Annotated in this window: 12 protein-coding genes; 5 read left to right on the forward strand and 7 right to left on the reverse strand. The window is 62.1% G+C overall.

All coding sequences use genetic code 11. From position 1 onward, the window contains the following. Positions 1–160 precede the first annotated feature (160 nt). Both ABEH28_RS22590 and ABEH28_RS22595 read left to right on the forward strand, forming a co-directional pair. Positions 161–1,615: a TrkH family potassium uptake protein gene (locus tag ABEH28_RS22590; RefSeq protein ID WP_346631157.1), complete on the forward strand. Its 1,455-nt coding sequence runs from the start codon at positions 161–163 to the stop codon at positions 1,613–1,615. A 107-nt stretch (positions 1,616–1,722) separates the two neighbouring features. Continuing rightward, the gene (locus ABEH28_RS22595; protein ID WP_192171058.1) at positions 1,723–2,034 is read left to right on the forward strand and encodes an Mpo1-like protein; all 312 of its coding nucleotides are present in this window, start codon (positions 1,723–1,725) and stop codon (positions 2,032–2,034) included. 69 nt (positions 2,035–2,103) lie between these two features. On the opposite strand, the gene ABEH28_RS22600 is transcribed toward ABEH28_RS22595, so the two are convergent. From ABEH28_RS22600 to recQ, 5 genes are all read right to left on the reverse strand, one after another. Next, positions 2,104–2,922: a UDP-2,3-diacylglucosamine diphosphatase gene (locus ABEH28_RS22600; protein ID WP_192170976.1), complete on the reverse strand. Its 819-nt coding sequence runs from the start codon at positions 2,920–2,922 to the stop codon at positions 2,104–2,106. A 120-nt stretch (positions 2,923–3,042) separates the two neighbouring features. Next, on the reverse strand, positions 3,043–3,339 hold the full coding sequence (locus ABEH28_RS22605) for a SelT/SelW/SelH family protein (RefSeq protein WP_065986919.1): 297 nt from the start codon (positions 3,337–3,339) through the stop codon (positions 3,043–3,045). Between the two features lie 3 nt (positions 3,340–3,342). After that, entirely contained in the window at positions 3,343–5,670 is a 2,328-nt protein-coding gene (locus ABEH28_RS22610; RefSeq protein WP_192170975.1) for a FimV/HubP family polar landmark protein, read from the reverse strand. Between the two features lie 143 nt (positions 5,671–5,813). After that, complete coding sequence (locus ABEH28_RS22615; RefSeq protein ID WP_065986915.1) at positions 5,814–6,248, reverse strand: MarR family transcriptional regulator; 435 nt, start codon at positions 6,246–6,248, stop codon at positions 5,814–5,816. Positions 6,249–6,423: 175 nt separating this feature from the next. Next, positions 6,424–8,550 carry a DNA helicase RecQ gene (gene recQ, locus ABEH28_RS22620; RefSeq protein WP_192170974.1) on the reverse strand — a complete coding sequence of 709 codons (2,127 nt, stop codon included), beginning with the start codon at positions 8,548–8,550 and terminating at the stop codon, positions 6,424–6,426. A gap of 210 nt (positions 8,551–8,760) precedes the next feature. On the opposite strand from recQ, the gene ABEH28_RS22625 reads away from it, so the two are divergent. Continuing rightward, positions 8,761–9,348 carry a YecA family protein gene (locus ABEH28_RS22625; RefSeq protein WP_192170973.1) on the forward strand — a complete coding sequence of 196 codons (588 nt, stop codon included), beginning with the start codon at positions 8,761–8,763 and terminating at the stop codon, positions 9,346–9,348. A gap of 75 nt (positions 9,349–9,423) precedes the next feature. Here the strand turns inward: ABEH28_RS22625 and pap are convergent, their stop codons facing one another. Both pap and ABEH28_RS22635 read right to left on the reverse strand, forming a co-directional pair. Further along, positions 9,424–10,926, reverse strand: coding sequence for a polyphosphate:AMP phosphotransferase (gene pap / locus ABEH28_RS22630; RefSeq protein WP_192170972.1), 1,503 nt, complete (start codon positions 10,924–10,926; stop codon positions 9,424–9,426). Between the two features lie 157 nt (positions 10,927–11,083). Further along, complete coding sequence (locus tag ABEH28_RS22635) at positions 11,084–15,382, reverse strand: DUF6543 domain-containing protein (RefSeq protein ID WP_346631118.1); 4,299 nt, start codon at positions 15,380–15,382, stop codon at positions 11,084–11,086. A gap of 136 nt (positions 15,383–15,518) precedes the next feature. On the opposite strand from ABEH28_RS22635, the gene mnmC reads away from it, so the two are divergent. After that, positions 15,519–17,525 carry a bifunctional tRNA (5-methylaminomethyl-2-thiouridine)(34)-methyltransferase MnmD/FAD-dependent 5-carboxymethylaminomethyl-2-thiouridine(34) oxidoreductase MnmC gene (gene mnmC, locus ABEH28_RS22640; RefSeq protein WP_346631119.1) on the forward strand — a complete coding sequence of 669 codons (2,007 nt, stop codon included), beginning with the start codon at positions 15,519–15,521 and terminating at the stop codon, positions 17,523–17,525. Between the two features lie 149 nt (positions 17,526–17,674). After that, positions 17,675–18,343 (forward strand): ABC transporter ATP-binding protein, encoded by a 669-nt coding sequence (locus ABEH28_RS22645; protein WP_346625448.1) that lies wholly within the window; start codon positions 17,675–17,677, stop codon positions 18,341–18,343.

An 18,343-nucleotide genomic window follows, 5' to 3' on the forward strand; every position in this document is an offset into this window, starting at 1 on the left:
GAAAAATGACGGGCCATTGTAGTGCCCTGGGTGCAGTCTTGAACTTCAATAACGATTAACCAGGGCATTTACTTACAACACTCTCGGAAATGCCTCGGTTTACACGAACGGGCCCGCGAGTAGAATGGCCGCCCTCTCACTACCTGATCAGAGCGACTGCATGGCGTTGCCGACCCTCCGCATCATCGGTTTCATTATCGGCATCTTCCTGATTACCCTGGCCATCGCCATGGTCGTGCCGATGATCACCCTGATGATCTTCCACCGCACCGCCGACATGCCGTCGTTTCTGTGGTCGAGCCTGATCACTTTCGTGTCCGGGCTGGCGCTGGTGGGTCAGGGCCGACCTGAACATGTGCACCTCCGCCCGCGGGACATGTACCTGCTCACGGTCAGCAGTTGGGTCATCGTCTGCGTCTTCGCGGCGCTGCCGTTTCTGCTCACGCAACACATCAGCTACACCGACTCCTTCTTCGAAAGCATGTCCGGCATCACCGCGACCGGCTCCACGGTGCTCAGCGGGCTGGACACCATGTCCCCCGGCATTTTGATCTGGCGTTCGCTGCTGCACTGGCTCGGCGGCATCGGCTTCATCGGTATGGCGGTGGCGATTCTTCCGCTGTTGCGCATCGGCGGCATGCGCCTGTTCCAGACCGAGTCGTCGGACCGTTCCGAAAAAGTCATGCCGCGTTCCCACATGGTCGCCAAGTTCATCGTCCTGGTTTACCTCGGCATCACCGTGCTGGGCACGCTGGCATTCTGGTGGGCGGGCATGAGCCTGTTCGACGCGATCAACCACGCGATGTCGGCGATTTCGACCGGCGGCTTCTCCACCTCGGATCAGTCCCTGGCGAAATGGCCGCAACCCGCCGTGCATTGGGTGGCGATCGTGGTGATGATCCTCGGCGCCCTGCCGTTCACCCTGTATGTCGCGACGCTGCGGGGCAATCGCGGGGCGCTGCTCAAGGATCAGCAGGTGCAGGGCTTCCTCGTCCTGCTGCTGGTGACGTGGCTGGTGATGGGCGCCTGGTATTGGGCGACGACCGATCTGCCGTGGTATGACGCGTTGCGTCACGTGGCGCTGAACGTGACCTCGGTGGTGACGACCACCGGCTTCGCGCTGGGGGATTACAGCCTGTGGGGCAACTTTGCCCTGATGCTGTTTTTCTATCTGGGGTTCATCGGCGGGTGTTCAGGGTCAACGGCCGGCGGCGTGAAGGTCTTCCGCTTTCAGGTCGCTTACATCCTGCTGCGCGCCAATCTGCACCAGTTGATTCACCCACGCGCGGTGATCAAGCAGAAGTACAACGGTCACCGGCTGGACGACGAGATCGTGCGCTCGATCCTGACCTTCTCGTTTTTCTTCACCTTCACCATCTGCCTGATCGCGCTGATGCTGTCGCTGCTGGGGCTGGACTGGATGACCGCGCTGACCGGCGCCGCCAGCACCGTGTCGGGCGTAGGACCAGGGCTGGGTGAAACCATCGGCCCGGCGGGCAATTTCTCGACGCTGCCGGATGCCGCCAAGTGGATTCTCTCATTGGGGATGCTGCTCGGTCGGCTGGAAATCATCACGGTGCTGGTGCTATGCATCCCGGCGTTCTGGCGGCACTAGAACACTGCGGGCCGGGCAATGTGGTTCGCGAAGCTGTGAGAAATTTCGCGGCGAGCGGCGGAGGCTGGACTAAGCTCAGCCAATACCCTGCCTCGGAGCACAGTTTTGTGGAAACAATGAAGCGTTTCGACCGATTCGCAGACTTCTATCCGTACTACCTGCAGGAACACCGCGACAGCACCTGCCGCCGTTTGCATTTCATCGGTACAAGCCTGGTTATCCTGATCCTGACATTCGCAGTGCTCAGCGCTAGCTGGACGTTGTTATGGGTCTTGCCGCTGGCGGGCTACACCTTCGCCTGGGTCGGCCATTTCTTTTTCGAGAAAAACCGCCCGGCCACGTTCAAGCATCCGTTCTACAGCCTGCTCGGCGATTTCGTGATGTACAAGGACATGCTCAGGGGCAAAGTGCCGTTTTGATCGGCACTCCCTCGGCATCACTTATGACGCCTTGCAGCCACCCCGATTGAGCTACAAAGCGGCTGGCGCTCAGACCGTTTCGCCCACTGGTTCAGGCGCTTGCGGGCTTTTGGCTTTGACGTGTGCATCGGCCAGCCGGAACAGCTCGATCGTGCCATCCCAATGTTCGATCAAGGCCGTGCAGGACTCCACCCAGTCGCCGCAGTTGAGGTATTCCACGCCGCCCACCTGACGGATCTCGGCGTGGTGAATATGTCCGCACACCACCCCGTCCAGCCCGCGCTTGACGCACTCATGGGCGATGGCTTCCTCGAAGTCGCTGATGAAGCTCACGGCCGTCTTGACCTTGTGCTTCAAGTACGCCGACAGCGACCAATAGCCGTAACCGTATTTGGCGCGCCAGTGGTTGAGCCAGCGATTGAGGGTCAGGGTGAATTCGTAGGCCGAATCGCCAAGGAAGGCGAGCCAGCGATGGTAGCGGGTAATGACGTCGAACTGGTCACCGTGGATCACCAGCAGCCGACGACCATCGGCGGTCAGGTGCACGGCTTCATCGACCAGCTGGATATTGCCCAGAATGAGTTTTGAATAGCGGCGCAGGAATTCGTCGTGGTTGCCGGTGACGTAGATGACTTCCGTACCACGCTTGCTCATGGTCAGCAGGCGGCGGATGACGTTGGTGTGGGCCTGCGGCCAGTACATGCCGCCGCGCATCTTCCAGCCGTCGATGATGTCGCCGACCAGGTACACCTTGTCGGCATGGTATTGCTTGAGAAATCCGGAGAGGTGTTCGGCCTGGCAGTCACGGGTTCCCAGGTGCACATCGGAGATCCACAAGGTCCGGACACGTTGCTTACGGCTGGGTTTCACGTTCTCGGCAATGCTCATGGACCACCTCCACTTGGGTTTTCCCAAGCGTGGACGTGGTCGGTGATATGAACATGACGACCGTGTTTAGCTTTGATGACACGGCCTACGGATTAACACTTTGCGACAGCCGATGCGCATTCAGGTGTCGAGGCCGGCGTGACGATCGTTGTGCCCCAGGTCCCGGGCCGGATCAATCTGGTCGCGCACCCGCTGCTTGAGTACCTTGGCCTCGGGAAACCCGCCGTCGGCCTTGCGCTCCCAGATCTGCACATCATCGCAGGTGATGCGGAACACACCGCCGGTGCCCGGGATCAGCGACACCTTGCCGAGGTCATCGGTGAAGGTGCTCAACAACTCCTGAGCCAGCCAGGCGGCACGCAACAGCCATTGGCATTGCGTGCAGTAGGTGATGGTGATTTCAGGCTTGGCGGACATCGGTCAGCCCAACCCTGCCAGCAGATCACGGGCCGTTTGCTGGGGGCCGTCGGCAGAGCCGTCGATCACTTCCTGCAACAGCCGGCGGGCTCCGTCGATGTTGCCTTCATCAATCAGAACCTGCGCCTCATTGATCTTGCTCAGCGGTTCTTCGTCCAGGCTCAGCAAATCGAAACCGCCCTCCTCGATCATGAAGCTGTCGAGAAAAGCGTCGTCCAGCAAATCGCTGTTGCTCTGCACGACGGCTGCCGGACCCGGTTCGAACTGGACGTCCATTTCCGGCGGCGTTTCCTCTTCGGCAAAATCGCTGAGGAACTGCTCTTCCGGCATCTCGAAAACCTCAGGCAGTTGCGTCAGGTCGGACGAGAACGACGTGTCCAGTTCAGGTTCGGCCTCGGGCGCCGGCGCGGGCTTGCGGGGAGCGGGCTTGCTGTCGAACGGATCAACCAGATCCCAGTCGGCGTCCATGGAGAGATCGTCGAGGTTGAGCTGGAAATCGTCGGCAGGGTCAACCGGGTTCAGCGATGCGGCCGTATTTTCGTCCAGCTGGGCGGGCTCTGTCAGGCTGAGCTCTGGGTGGTCGTCTGATGCTTGACTGGCCGAGGCTGTTTGACTGGCCAGCACCGCGGCTGCACCCAGCGCCGCCGCAGGCGCTGCCGCCGAGGTCATGGGAGGCGAGGCGACTGGCGCGGACGGCCGTTCGGGAGCAACGGGCTCGGGCTTCAGTTTCGGATAGCGGCTGCGGATGTCCTGGAGCTTCTGCCCATCGACGCCCTGGCTCAGCAGAACCTTTTCTTCTTCGTCATACCCTTCCACGTCGCCCTGCTCGCCGAGCAGTTCAAGGATGCGCAGGCGGACATCGGTACGCTCGGGCTGTTTGTCCAACGCGTCGCGCAGAATGGCCAGCGCTTCGGCGAAACGACCGTAGGCGATGTAGATGCTTGCACCATCCAGCGCGTCGGTGGCGGCACCCGCCAGGCGCTGGCCGGCAGGCGCTGCCGAGGCTGGACGCGCCGCAGTAACAGCCGGCACTTCGAAGACCGGCGTGACCGTCGCGGCAGGCCTGACCACTGGCTCGACAGGCACGGGCTCAAGGGCCCGCTGATTTTTGATCCGGTTGCGGCGCACCGACCAGGCCAGCGCAAGGAGCAGCAACACCACCAGAAGCGCCGCCAGAATCGACGTCCAGGGAAAGTCATCGTCCACGGCGGCAACCGGCACCGGCGTCGGCGCTGGTGCGGGAGTGGCTATCGGAGCTGGCGCTGTAGCGGGAGTCGCAGTCGTCACCGCCCCTGCCGTCGGAGCAGCGGGCGCAGGTTTGGCCGACTGCGCCTTGAGTTCGGCGAGCTGGGTCTGCAGTTCGATGATCTGCTTGTCCTTGTCGGCCTCTTCGACGGTGGACGTCTGGACTTGCTGTTTGAGGTCGTCCAGCGTTTTGTTCAATTGCTGGTTTTCCAGTGCCGTCGCCGACAACTGATCGACCGCGTTCTGGTTCGCCGGGGTAGACGTCGAGGTGGAAGCTGCTGCCGAGGGGTTGCTGCCTGCAGCGGCGGGCGCACTGGCGGTCTTCGGTTCAACGGCGTTGTCCGGCAGCAAAAGGCTCTGACCGACCTTTAACTGGCTGCGCTCGCCATTGGGAAACGCTTGCGGATTGAGCGCCACCACACCTTTTATCAACTCGGCAGAAGAGGTCTTGCTGCCCGGCGCCTGTACCTGACGGGCAATACCCGCCAGGGTGTCGCCGGACACAACCGTGTAATGCTTGCCTTGTCGAGCCTGGGGCGGCGCAACCGGCAGACGCGACTCATCATTCTTCGCGCTGGCCGCCGGCGATTGAGTACGGCTGCGCGTCGCGGCGAGTCCCGTGGGCGATGTCGGCGGGTCGAGCAACACGGTGTATTCATGCAGCTGGTCGCCGTTAGGCCGTACCAGCCTGACGAGGAAATTCAAATAAGGCTCGGTGACTGCCTTGTGCGATTCGATGTGAATCACACTGCGGTTGCCACGGATCACCGGGGTGAAACGCAGGTCGTTGAGAAAGAACACGCGTTCAACGCCAGCCTTGGTGAAGGCCTCGGGCGGCGCGAGCCCAACGACGATTTCCTCGGGACTCAGCCCACCCGCTTCGATCAATTCGATATCGGCATTGAAGGGTTGCCCGAGGGCGGAATGCAGGCTGATCTCGCCCAGCCCCAGCGCAGCCGCCACGGAGCTGTGCAGCAACGCGGCCGAAGCAAGACCGATGGCGAGCAAACCCGAACGAAGACCTGACTGAACGCGAAGGGGCGCATCTCCTTCGCGACGACTACCGGCCTGAAAACTCTTCCGCATGCGAACCCTTTTGAAGACGAGGCAGGCTTCCCTGCACATTCGGTACGCCCGGACACGTCATCCGGGCATCATCAGTATGGGTGCAAATAGAACAGGATGTTTCGCCCGCATCAATGTATTTGTCGCGGGCGTTCGCGCGGTTTTCAGGATTTTTCGAGATTGGCGAGGATTTTCGAATGAACGCGCATGCACATGAGCAGTTCTTCTTCATCGATGCCGGCAAACAACTCGTGGCGCAACGCAGTGGCGATGGTTTCAATTTTCTCGATCAACGGCCGCGCTGTGTCGCAGAGAACGATCTTCTTCGCCCGACGATCTTCGAGCACTGCCTGCCGCAGAACCAGCCCCTGATTTTCCAGACTGTCCAGCAACCGTGCCAGGGTCGGCCCTTCAACGCCCACGCTCTGGGCCAGTTCACGCTGGGTCGGCGGCGTTTTGAAACGGGCCAGATGCAGTAAAACCAGCCAGCGCGCCTGGGACAATCCCAGGTCAGCCAGCCGGCGATCCAGCTCGGCACGCCAGCCCCGGGACATATGGGCTAGCTGCATGCCAAAGCGGTGTTCTTCGGTTAACGGCATAGGTAACTCGATGGTTAAAGGCGATTCCTAATTAATAGGCAGCTAACCATGGAGCCCGGCATGAGGCAAGCGCCTGGACGCGGTGATTCGTCGCACAGGCCGGGATGCGGCGGGTATGCCTTTGAAGTGCCTTGAACTGCTTGAACGTTTGCAGCCGGCCGCGGTGGGAGCCGGGTTAAACCTCGAATTCCGACTGCAACGCCGCGCGCACGCAATACAGCACCCCTTCGGGAACACGGCCGGTGAACAGCTCGGCAATGGCGGCAACGGGGGGCAGTTCGCCTTCGCCGTCGAGGAACGCGTCCTGAATCTCGGTCATCAGGTCCTCGGGCAGGTCCAGCGCCTGATCCAGCGAAAGCTGCTGTTTGCCGATCGCTTCGGCGAGCATCGTATAGACGTTCTTCTCCGAGCACTGCAGTTGCCCGGCGATCTGCATCGGCGTCATGCCCGCGCGAGCGAGGCTGATGAGTTCATGCCGCACATCGGCGACCACACGCGGCGCGGGTGCAGCACCGCCAAGCACTTCGAGGAAGGCCTCGCCGTAACGCTCCAGCTTGCGCGCGCCCACCCCGCTGACCCGGCCCATTTCGGCCATGGTGCCCGGCTGGCTGCGAAGCATTTCCAGCAAGGTTGAATCCGGGAAGATGACATACGGCGGCACGCCATGTTCTTCCGCCAGTTTGCGCCGCAACGTACGCAGCGCTTCCCACTGTTCGCGCTCTTCGCCGCGCACCAGCTGGCTCGCCGGGCTGCCGGAAGCTTTCGCGGTGGTCTGCGGTTTCAGGTCACGGCGTAACTGCAAGGTGACTTCACCACGCAACAGCGGTCGGCATGTGTCGCTCAGGCGCAGGCCGCCGTAGCCTTCCAGATCGATGTCCGCCAGACCGCGCGCCACCAGCTGTCGGAATAATGAACGCCACTCGCCTTCGCTGCGGCTTTTGCCGACACCGAACACCGCCAGCTTCTGATGACCGAAGCTCTGGACCTTGTCGTTTTCCTTGCCCAGCAAGACATCGACCAGATGGCCCACACCGTAGCGCTGGCCGGTTCGGTAGATCGCTGACAGCGCCTGTCGCGCGGGTTCGGTGGCGTCCCAGGTCTGCACACCATCGACGCAGTTGTCACAATGCCCACAGGGGTTGGGCATGATTTCGTCGAAGTAGGCGAGCAGCGACTGACGCCGGCAGCGTGTTTCTTCACACAGCGCCAGCATCGCGTCGAGCTTGTGCTGCTCGACGCGCTTGTGGCGCTCGTCGCCTTCGGAGTTCTGCAGCATCTGCTTGAGCATCAGGACGTCTTGCAGACCGTATGCCATCCACGCATCGGCCGGCAGACCGTCGCGCCCTGCCCGGCCCGTCTCCTGGTAGTAGGCTTCCAGCGATTTGGGCAGATCCATGTGCGCCACGAACCGCACGTTGGGTTTGTCGATGCCCATGCCGAATGCAATCGTGGCAACCATGATCAGCCCTTCCTCATTGAGGAAGCGCCGTTGATTGCCGGAGCGGGTCTCGATGGGCAAGCCGGCGTGGTAGGGCAGCGCCGGATAGCCGTTGTCGCTGAGGAACGCCGCGGTCTCTTCGACCTTTTTGCGCGACAGGCAATAAACAATGCCGGCGTCGCTGCGCCGCTCGGACAGAAACGCCAGCAACTGCTTGCGCGGCTGTTCCTTGGGCACGATGCGGTAAAAAATATTCGGGCGATCGAAACTCGACAGGAAGCGCTCGGCGTTCTGCAGGTGCAGACGCTCGACGATCTCTTCGCGGGTGCGCTTGTCGGCCGTGGCGGTCAGGGCAATGCGCGGCACGTCCGGGAACAGCTCGGCCAGTTGCCCCAGCTGCAGGTATTCCGGACGGAAATCATGCCCCCACTGCGACACGCAGTGGGCTTCGTCGATGGCGAACAGGGCGATTTTGAGGTTCTGCAGAAACGACAGCATGCGCGGCTGGACCAGACGCTCCGGCGCCAGGTACAGCATCTTGATTTCGCCCAGGCGAATGCGGTTGGCGAGGTCGCGCTGTTGTTCGGCGCTGAGCGTGGAATTCAGCGCGGCGGCTGAAACACCGAGTTCTTCCAGCGTCGCCACCTGATCGTCCATCAACGCAATGAGCGGCGAAACCACCACCGCGAGGCCGTCGCGCAACAGGCCCGGCACCTGGAAACACAGGGATTTGCCGCCCCCGGTGGGCATCAGCACCAATGCATCACCGCCACTGGCCACGCGCTCGATAATGGCACCCTGGCGACCACGGAAGCTGTCGTAGCCGAAGATGTCTTTAAGTACGCGTTGAGCCTGGTCGAGCATAAGTACCCCGGATGGTGCCGCAACAGCGGTCGAGAATCGCTGTGGAAATCGCAAAGCGCGGCAGTATACCGGAGCGCTCCGACAGATTGGACAGCGGTGACACCGGCGGTCGAAATTAACCGGAATACCGATTCCAGTGGCCTCGCCGCTGGCGCCGGGCGCCCTCAGGGCCTAGAATTCAGCATCGTTTATTCCCAAGGTAGTCTGTCAATGTCCTTCGCTGAGCAATTACACCGCCTGCAAGCCTTCCTCGATGCCGATGAGCTGCATGACGAAGCGCTGGACTACGTAGCCGCCCACGGCTATCTGACCGCGCTGTCCATTTGCGCCGAAACCGTGCCGGATCGCGAGTGGATCGACGCACTGTTCGCTGAGCCCCCGCACTACGCCGACAAGGCGCAGCACGAGGAAATCGAAGCCACGCTGATCCAGCTCAAGGCGCACATCGCTCGTCAGCTGGCGTCGGACGAAGAGTTCGAATTGCCGTGCGATCTCGACCTGGGCGATGACCCCGACGACTCCGAGCTGCGTGGCTGGTGCATCGGTTTCATGGAAGGCGTGTTCCTGCGCGAATCCGCCTGGTTCGAGAACGACGAAGAGGAAGTCAGCGAGATGCTGTTGCCGATCATGGTCGGTTCCGGTCTCTTCGATGAACAGCCAGAGTTCGCCGACATCGCCGCCGATGCCAACCTGATGGACGACATGATCGTGCAGATCCCGGAAGCGCTGACCGCGCTGTATCTGCTGCTTCAAGCCCCGGATGAAAAGCCGGCGATCCTCAAGCCGCGCCACCACTAAGCTCGACAATAACGTCCCACCGTTACCGATTGAGAAGCGTACGAGCCGACTCCGGCTCGTACGTCCCCCTCCCTGCTACTTGTGCTTTTTGTCACTCTTCTTGAATGCCGCCTCGATCGCTTCGTTGATCGTGCGCAGTACCTTTACCCGTGCCCAGCGTTTGTCGTTAGCCTCCACCAGCGTCCACGGGGCGATTTCAGTGCTGGTGCGGTCCACCATATCGCCCACCGCCTCGCGGTAAAGCGGCCACTTGCTGCGGTTACGCCAGTCATCCTCGGTGATCTTGTGGCGCTTGAACGGCACTTTCTCCCGCGCCTGAAAACGCTCCAGCTGGGTTTTGTCGTCGATCGCCAGCCAGAACTTCACCACCACCACGCCGAAATCCGTGAGCTGCTCTTCGAAGTCGTTGATCTCGCTGTAAGCCCTCAACCAGTCCGCCTCGGAGCAGAAGCCTTCGACTCGCTCGACCAGCACGCGCCCGTACCATGACCGATCGAACACGGTGAATTTCCCCCGCGCCGGAATCTGCCGCCAGAACCGCCACAGATAAGGCTGAGCCAGCTCGTCCTGACTGGGCGCGGCGATTGGCACGATGTGGTATTGCCTCGGATCGAGGGCTCCGGCGACACGTTTGATCGCGCCGCCCTTGCCCGCTGCATCGTTGCCCTCGAACACCGCCACCAATGAGTGACGGCGCATGCGTTTGTCGCGCATGAGCCCCGAAAGCCGCGCCTGCTCGGTGATCAGCTGCTCGTCGTAGTCGTCTTTTTCCAGCGCCAGGGTCATGTCGAGGTTGTCGAGCAGGCTCAGCTCGTTGCTGTTGTTGGGCAAAGGGCCGAGTCCGACTAGATGGGTCGCCCCTTCAGGCGTCTTCAGAGCATTTTGCAAACCCTCGAGCAGCAAGCGGCCAACGGTGAGACTGCGGTAGTTCGGGTCGACGCCTTCGATGACGTGCCAGGGCGCGTAGTCGCGACTGGTTCGGCGCAGCACGCGCTCGCCAAAACGCACAAAGCGGTCATAGGTCTTCGATTGCTGCCAGTCCAGCGGGCTGATCCGCCAGCTGTGCAGGGGATCATCCTTGAGGGTTTTGAGGCGCAGCTTCATCTGCCGCTTGGACAGGTGAAACCAGAATTTGAAGATCACCGCGCCTTCGTCGACCAGCATCTTTTCCAGTCGCTCGGCGCCGTTGATGGCCTGATCCAGCACGGGGTCCTTGAAGCGCTTGTGCACCCGGCCCTGGATCATCTGGCTGTACCAGTTTCCGAAAAATACGCCGATGCGGCCTTTCGGCGGCAACTGGCGCCAGTAACGCCAGACCGGCGGATGGGCCAGCTCTTCATCGGTTTGCTGATCGAAAGTGCGCACTTCGATGTAGCGCGGGTCCATCCAGTCGTTGAGCAGCTTGACGGTCTCGCCCTTGCCTGCGCCCTCGATGCCATTGATCAGCACGATAATCTGGCGCTTGCCTTGCTCATGCAGTTCGTACTGAGCTTCCAGCAGCGCCTCGCGCAGCGCCGGGACTTCAGCGTCGTAGGTTTCGTCGTCGATGGTGTGGCCGATTTCAGCGGATTCGAACATTCAAGGCTCCCTTCAGGATCGGTCAAGACTAGCAGGCGGCGGGCAGCGCCGATGCAGGTTATGACCGCCAACCGCTGCGATGGATCACTGCAGCGGGAAACATTCGGTTGCAGGTGTAACGAGGCGGCACCGTGGGAGTGCCACCTTGTTCAGCAAATTACCAGCCCGCGCGGTACAGATCGGTCAACTGCGTGAGCATCAGCGCCTCGGCCGCATCGCGTTCGGCGATGAGGGCCAGGCCCTGTCGGTGGTACTCGTCAGGATCGGTTGGCGGATGCTCTTCCAGGGCGGCCATGCGTGCGCGCACTGATTCAGTGGCCAAAGCCAGCGCGGGCGCATGCTCGGAGCGCAACCGCGCGTTCCACTGCTGGTCACCGACGGCAAAGTGCAGGAAAGCCGGGCCGCGTTCCGCTTCCAGCACCTGGCGACGAGCGTCCAGCAATGCCCCACGGTCGACCGCCGCCAGACGCGCCCAGACCATGCGGTAAGGCTGACCGGGCAGCCCGAGTTCATCCGCGAGCCCGACGCGGTAGGCCAGTCGCACCTCGGCATGATCCAGCGCCATCCCCAGGCTTTCGCGCCGGGCAATCTCCGCATCCGCAATCGCCTGCACTTCGTTGAGGCGAAAAAGCTGACGCAGGACACCCAGCAAGGCGTCCGTGCGTTGGCTTTCTGCAACGCCCCGCAGCGCACCATGGCTGTAAACCGCGACCTGGATGTCGCTGAAGATCAGGCGTGCCCCGTCCTGACAGGTCTGGTTGGCGCCGAACAAGCGGTCGTTGGCCATGACCTCGATCTGCCCGCGCAACCCGGCATCCTGCGCAGCTGTTTCCAGAACAGTGAGCACTTCACTGGCAAGCTCGGCATGGAACTGGCGGAAGTCCGGGGTTTCCCTCAAACGCTGCAACAACACCAGCAGATGAGGCGCATCGGCGGCCTGTTCGACCTGCGTCCACGCTGCCAGCAACCGCTGATTCAACACATCTTCCCCCGTGCGCAACCATACCTGCGCCGAGGGTCTGGCAGCACCCGCGCTCGGACCAGAGCGGTGACCATGAGACGCGGACTCGTCATCAGATGGCTCAGAGTCTGTGTCCATCGGCGCGCCTTCGACGTGGATCTCGCGGATGTCTTCGGGAAAGTCGTAATCGAGCTGATAGCGATGACCGTAGCCGGTGTCGTTGCGCCAGTAATCCTCAAGGTCCTGGCGGTTGAACGGGTTGTTGTAGGCATAGATCACCGTGTGCTGGCCATCATCCCTTGAGTTTTCGATCACGTCGGAAGGGATGTCGGTGATCTGGTTGTCACTGATGTCCAGCTCGCCAAGGCCCAGCGAATCGGTCCATTCAGGCCACTGGGTAAGGCCGGTGTTGTTAATCCACAAGGTCGACAGGCTCAGGCGGCTGGTGTCGGTGAATTCACCCAACTGGCTGCCGGCCAGACTCAGGGAATTCAGCGCGGGGATGTCCATCAGTGTGTCCATGGCAGGCTGGCCCAGGGGCCATTGCATGTTCTCCAGCGAAAGGTGCTGCAGGGACTCAAACTGCGGTAACACACTCGGGAGCTCGGTGAAGCTTCCGCGCACGTTCAAGTGGGTCATGTTCGGAAAGTTCGCCAGAAACGCATTGGCAGCGTTGGTATCAAACTGCACGTTATTGAGCTCGATCTGTGTGATGTCCCCATAGAAACTTTGCAAGGGCGGCAATTCCGGCATTGTCAGGAACTCAAGCGTCAGCCAGCGCGTACCCCGTGGCGCATCAGCATGGCTGTAGCGCCAGGCCCGACCCAGCGCGTTGGCCACCCGACGCCGCGCCAGACGTTCACCGTCATTGAGCAGCACGCTGATATCGTCGGCTTCCGCCCAGGCGATCAGGCTCACGTGCAACTGGTCATAGGCCACAGCACGAGCGCGCGTCGCGTGCAGCAGTTGCTCCAGTGATCGCCCCCGCCGGGCCATGCCACGCACCTGCTCCGTCATCTCGAGACTCTCCGGGTAGAGCTGCGCCATTGCCTGGAGCAATTGCTGATGAACCGCGCTGTCAGCCACAGGCACACCGCGCCCGCTGAGTGGGTAGCCGATGCGCCCGTCAAGCAAACGCTGCGGCGGCCTGAACCCGGTCGGTAACGTCCATTGCCCCAACTGCTCCGCCGCCCACTCCGGCTGCGACCGGACCCAATTAAAAATGCGACGCTTGAAGGCCCGTGCGCCCGTTTCCGGGTTGTTGAACCCCATCGTCTGACGACTGCTCTCTGGCAGCGCACGCAAGATCGCGGCAAACAGGCTGACCCTTTTCTCCGACTCCTCGGTGCCCGCTACCTGAAAGCCTTTGTCGCCCTTGATCAACACACGGCATTGCGAGGCACTCTTGGCGCCAATGCTGTCCAGCAAAGGCCCGGTGGTGCTGCCCTCCCTCAGTTCGATGCGAAGGTCAGCGGGCCATCCCGGGAATGTTTCAAGGCTGCGCACCGTCAGGCGCTGGAGATCGGCGTTGGCCGTGCTGGGCGTCAGAAAGAAACCCTCCAGCGCTCGGTTCATGCGGGTCTGACGCAGATGCCCACGGACCTTTCCGGCCGCTTCGAGCGGAATGCGTTGAGTGTCCAGCATGGCCAGTTTCTGTTCGCTGGCGGTTTCAGCGATCAGCTCCTGGCCTGCCGCCAACGTGAGGGACGGGAAATCCCGTCTGAGCAGTACGATCAGCGGATCGCTCGACTGCTCGCTGGCGAGGTACGCCGCGTTGAAGGCGTCGGCTGAGTCTGCCGCCTGCTGACTCAGGCGAAAACGCTTGGCGGTATCGAGCAGCGCTGCGGGTGCAGATTGATTGGCGATGTGCAGTGCGGCCAGATGCTCTTCATCTACCCCGCTCACTGCCATTATTCGGCCGACGGTGTTGTCGTCGATGTCCGCGAGTTCCGGATGCAAACGACGCAAAGCCACGCTCACGTCGGTCAGGCGTAGGCCACCTGCAGCGTTTCGGGCGGGAACGCTACGTTTGATGAACGATGGTGGCTGCGACCCACCGGCCTCTGCCGCCATTGCGCCGGTCACGGCACCTGCGACACCCAGCGCCCCCATGAATGCCAGGTTTTCCGCGACATTGCCCAAGTGGTCCAGCGCTTCATCCATGTCGCCATGGCGCCACGCTTCAATGCCTTCGAATGTCTCGTCGAGCAATTGCGCCCCCGCGACAACCATCATGACTTCGCCCAGACCGGGAACGAACAGCGCGGCGATATTCAGTGCATCCAAGCCGTAGTTCAGCCAGTCAGCGAGGCGCTGGTCGCGGGTTTTCTGGTCCTCGTCGTCGGTGGGGACGGCGAGCACGCGAGCGTCATCCTTCAGTCGCAGCAGTTGATGAAGATAGAAAACATCACCCAGCGCGCCGCCCATATCGATGGCTTCCAGGTCGAGGAACGCATTCTGATCCACTTCCGAAACGCTGATCAGCTGTCGGTGAAAACCTTTGCCACGGGCGACGCTGTGCAGGACATGGGGCGCCAGGCGCTCGTGCAAGCGTTTGAAGAAAGCGCCTTTGCTGCGCTCGGGAATGAAGCGATCGAAGTAGCGTTGATACGCCTCGGAGCGCAGTTTGGTCCGCAGCGCCTGTGTGAAATGTTCCAACGAGGGGTAGGACTGGATTGCGCCACTGGCTTCCCCAGGCAGGTACACCACGCAACGCGTCTGCTCGGTGGATTTGAATAACAGCGGGCCGCGCAATTTGTAGCCCAGCAGTTGCAGGGTGGACACCTGATGCGCGGGGCCGTAGGCGTCGAGCTGCAGCAGCCTCTGGTACTGCGCCTCATCAATAGAGCCCTTGAGGCGTGCGATGTGGGAGTCGACCCGCAAGGTCAGACGGGCGTGCTCGATATTGCGCGACTTGATGTCATTGCTGTCCAGACTCCCGGGGACGTCCGGCCTCGCGACGGGGTGCAACACATGATGCAAGTGCCGTTGATACTGGCCGCCCAGGTCAAGCCGGCGGCACAGTTCGATGAAGCGACCGGGACTAACCCTTGATGGATGAACGGCTTCCGGCCGCGCCGATGTGTCCGGCGTGCCGCCAATGATTGCCGAGGTGCTTTCACGATCAGCGTCCGTCGCTTCGACCGCTTCGAAATTTTGCAGGGCGGCGGCCAGCAGCGAACGTGTGCTGGAACCCTGAGGCGAAGCACGACCGGTCAGCCAGTCGCGCTGGAATCTGGCGTGGAAGAAGCGGTCGCGGTCTACATCGAGACCCGGACCGAATTCGGCGTCCAGGGCCTGGGTCAGCAACGGCCGCGCAAATGACGGCAGGTCCTGAATGCGCTGGAACACCTGCTTGAGGTTTTCCCGAGCGGCCTGCGCGAGGGTCATGTCCTGACGCAGGGCATCGCGCATTGCCGGGGTCGCCTGGATGAACCATTGCGGCAGCGTGTCCTGGATGAATAAAGTCGTAAGAGCCTGACTGGCGGTGTTCATGTGACGTCCTTGTTTCTGCGTGTGATCAAAGGCGCATAGATAAACAGGAACGCACCCGCAAAGTGGCATACATATGTAGTGCACGCCTCCCCGGACGCTGGAGTAACATCGCCACCTCGCCCGCCCCGAGCCGAACATGACCACCACTGACCACACCCAGATCGCAGATGACCAGATCGCCCACGCCCAGATCGACTGGGACGAACACGGCAATCCGCATTCACGGGTGTTCGCCGACGTTTATTTCTCGACCCAATCGGGCCTGGATGAAACCCGCCATGTGTTCCTGACCCAGAACGAGCTGCCCGAGCGCTTTGCTGCGTTACCGGCGGGTGGTCGGCTGGTGATCGGCGAAACCGGGTTTGGTACTGGATTGAATTTCCTGTGCGCCTGGCAGCTGTTCAATGCCAGCGCAGTGGCAGACGCCCGCCTGCATTTCGTCAGCGTCGAAAAATACCCGCTGACCCGTGCCGATCTGGAACGCGCGCTGAATTTGTGGCCCGAGCTCAAGGAGCAAGCGGATCAGTTGCTGGATCAATACGTGGCGGTGCATCAGGGCTTCCAGCGCTGGGTCTTTGAGGGCGGCCGCGTGACCCTGACCTTGCTGGTTGGCGATGCGCTGGACATGCTGCCGCAGCTGGACGGACAGATCGACGCCTGGTTTCTCGACGGTTTCGCCCCCGCGAAAAACCCGGAAATGTGGACGCCCGAACTCTTCGCAGAGCTGGCGCGGCTGGCGGCAGCGGGCTCGACCATTGGCACCTTTACCAGCACGGGCTGGGTACGCCGGGCATTGAACGCAGCCGGTTTCAAGATGAAGCGCGTGCCGGGGATCGGGCATAAGTGGGAAGTGCTCAAAGGCCGCTTCATCGGCTGGCCAGAAAGCGTGCCAACGCCCCCGCGCGCCAAACCCTGGTTTGCCCGGCCGACGTCACCGGACGGCCCGCGCACGGCGTTGGTAATCGGCGCAGGCCTGGCCGGCTGCGCCACTGCGTCAAGTCTTGCCGCGCGCGGTTGGCACGTCAGTCTGCTGGAACGTCACGGGGATTTGGCGCAAGAAGCATCGGGCAATCCGCAAGGCGTGCTCTATCTGAAGCTGTCGGCCCACGGCACCCCGTTGTCGCAGCTGATCTTGAGCGGATTTGGTCACACCCGCCGTTTGCTGGAACGCCTGCAACGGGGCATCGACTGGGACGATTGCGGCGTGCTGCAGCTTGCCTTCGACGAGAAAGAGCAAGCGCGGCAGGCGCAACTGGCGGCGGCGTTCCCCGAGGATCTGCTGCATGTGCTGGACCGGGTTGACGCCGAGTCACGGGCCGGTGTCGTGTTGAAGAGCGGCGGTTTGTTTTACCCCCAAGGTGGCTGGGTGCATCCGCCGGCGTTGTGTCGCGATCAGGCCAGCGCAAGCAACATCAAGCTGCTGACCCACAATGACGTGATCGAGCTGCGGCGGGACGGGGCGCTGTGGCAGGCGTGGGATGGCGAGCGTCTGCTGGCTTCTGCTCCGGTCGTCGTGTTGGCGGGCGCAGCCGAAGTCAAACGCTTCCCGGCCAGCGCTGACCTGCCCCTCAAGCGTATTCGCGGGCAGATTACCCGACTGGCTGCAACCCCCGAAAGCCGCGCGTTGACGACTGTCGTGTGCGCCGAGGGTTACGTGGCGCCTGCGCGCGGCGGCGAACACACGCTGGGGGCAAGCTTCGCCTTCAACAGCGATGACCTGACGCCGAATACGGCCGAACATCTCGGCAATCTCGAACTGCTAAGGGAGATCTCCGAGGACCTGACCGAGCGGCTGAACGCCGCCGCGCTGCCAGCGGAGGATCTGCAAGGTCGCGCCGCGTTTCGCTGCACCAGCCCGGATTACCTGCCCATCGTCGGGCCGCTGGCGTATCGGGGGGCGTTTCTTGAAGCGTACGCCGTGCTGCGCAAGGATGCGCGCCAGACGCCGGATACCGAGTGCCCATGGCTCGCCGGGCTGTACGTCAACAGCGGTCACGGCTCTCGCGGTCTGATCACTGCGCCGCTGTCCGGCGAACTGATTGCCGCCTGGCTGGATGACGAACCTCTGCCACTGCCGCGAAGCGTGGCCGAAGCCTGTCACCCCAACCGATTCGCGCTGCGCGGGCTGATTCGCGGTAAGTAGAGAGGCCTGCGGTATCGGCTGTCCAGGCGCCCGTCGCCGCTATCCGACGCAACTTCTTGCTCCTGCCGAAGATCCACTGCTTCGCCAGCTACATCGGCTCCGGCCAAACCGTTATCCTCCAGCCCATCCCTCCATTTAGGTGCGTGTCGATGCTGCAAGTCCAGGGTGTGTTCAAAAGCTATGCCACGGCCCAGGGCCCATTGGCCGTTTTGCGTGGCGCGGACCTGCAATTGGATCAGGGCGGCAGTCTGGCGTTGATGGGTGAGTCTGGCAGCGGCAAGAGCACGCTTCTGCATCTGGTGGCCGGGCTGGACCACGTGGACAAGGGCAGCATCGAGGTCGCCGGGCAGCGTCTCGACCAGATGAACGAAGCGCAGCTGGCCAACTGGCGGCGTACGGAAATCGGCCTGGTGTTCCAGCAATTCAACCTGATCGGCAGCCTGAAAGTCGAAGACAACCTGGCGTTCCAGGCGCGTCTGGCCGGGCGCTACCAGCCCGAATGGCAGACCGAACTCACCGAGCGGCTGGGCCTGGGCGCGCTGCTCAAGCGCTATCCCGAACAACTTTCCGGCGGCCAGCAGCAGCGTGTTGCGATTGGCCGGGCTCTCGCGTCTCGCCCGGCCCTGCTGCTCGCTGACGAACCCACTGGCAACCTCGACGAAGCCACCAGCGATGAAGTGCTGCAACTGTTGCTGGACCTCCTCGGCGACAGCACGACCAGCCTGTTGATGGTGACCCACAGCCCGAGGGTGGCGGCACGATTGCAGCGTCAGGCCGTGTTGCATCTGGGTCGGCTGGTCAGCGAAGGCGAACGCTGA

This window comes from Pseudomonas sp. Ps21-P2, assembly GCF_039672565.1.
GTDB lineage: Bacteria > Pseudomonadota > Gammaproteobacteria > Pseudomonadales > Pseudomonadaceae > Aquipseudomonas.

Coding starts and splice junctions, on each gene's coding strand:
- ABEH28_RS22600 (WP_192170976.1), bottom strand. CDS start 2,922: ATGAGCATTGCCGAGAACGTGAAACCCAGCCGTAAGCAACGTGTCCGG.
- ABEH28_RS22635 (WP_346631118.1), bottom strand. CDS start 15,382: ATGAACACCGCCAGTCAGGCTCTTACGACTTTATTCATCCAGGACACG.
- ABEH28_RS22625 (WP_192170973.1), top strand. CDS start 8,761: ATGTCCTTCGCTGAGCAATTACACCGCCTGCAAGCCTTCCTCGATGCC.
- ABEH28_RS22590 (WP_346631157.1), top strand. CDS start 161: ATGGCGTTGCCGACCCTCCGCATCATCGGTTTCATTATCGGCATCTTC.
- ABEH28_RS22610 (WP_192170975.1), bottom strand. CDS start 5,670: ATGCGGAAGAGTTTTCAGGCCGGTAGTCGTCGCGAAGGAGATGCGCCC.
- ABEH28_RS22645 (WP_346625448.1), top strand. CDS start 17,675: ATGCTGCAAGTCCAGGGTGTGTTCAAAAGCTATGCCACGGCCCAGGGC.
- ABEH28_RS22605 (WP_065986919.1), bottom strand. CDS start 3,339: ATGTCCGCCAAGCCTGAAATCACCATCACCTACTGCACGCAATGCCAA.
- recQ (WP_192170974.1), bottom strand. CDS start 8,550: ATGCTCGACCAGGCTCAACGCGTACTTAAAGACATCTTCGGCTACGAC.
- ABEH28_RS22615 (WP_065986915.1), bottom strand. CDS start 6,248: ATGCCGTTAACCGAAGAACACCGCTTTGGCATGCAGCTAGCCCATATG.
- mnmC (WP_346631119.1), top strand. CDS start 15,519: ATGACCACCACTGACCACACCCAGATCGCAGATGACCAGATCGCCCAC.
- pap (WP_192170972.1), bottom strand. CDS start 10,926: ATGTTCGAATCCGCTGAAATCGGCCACACCATCGACGACGAAACCTAC.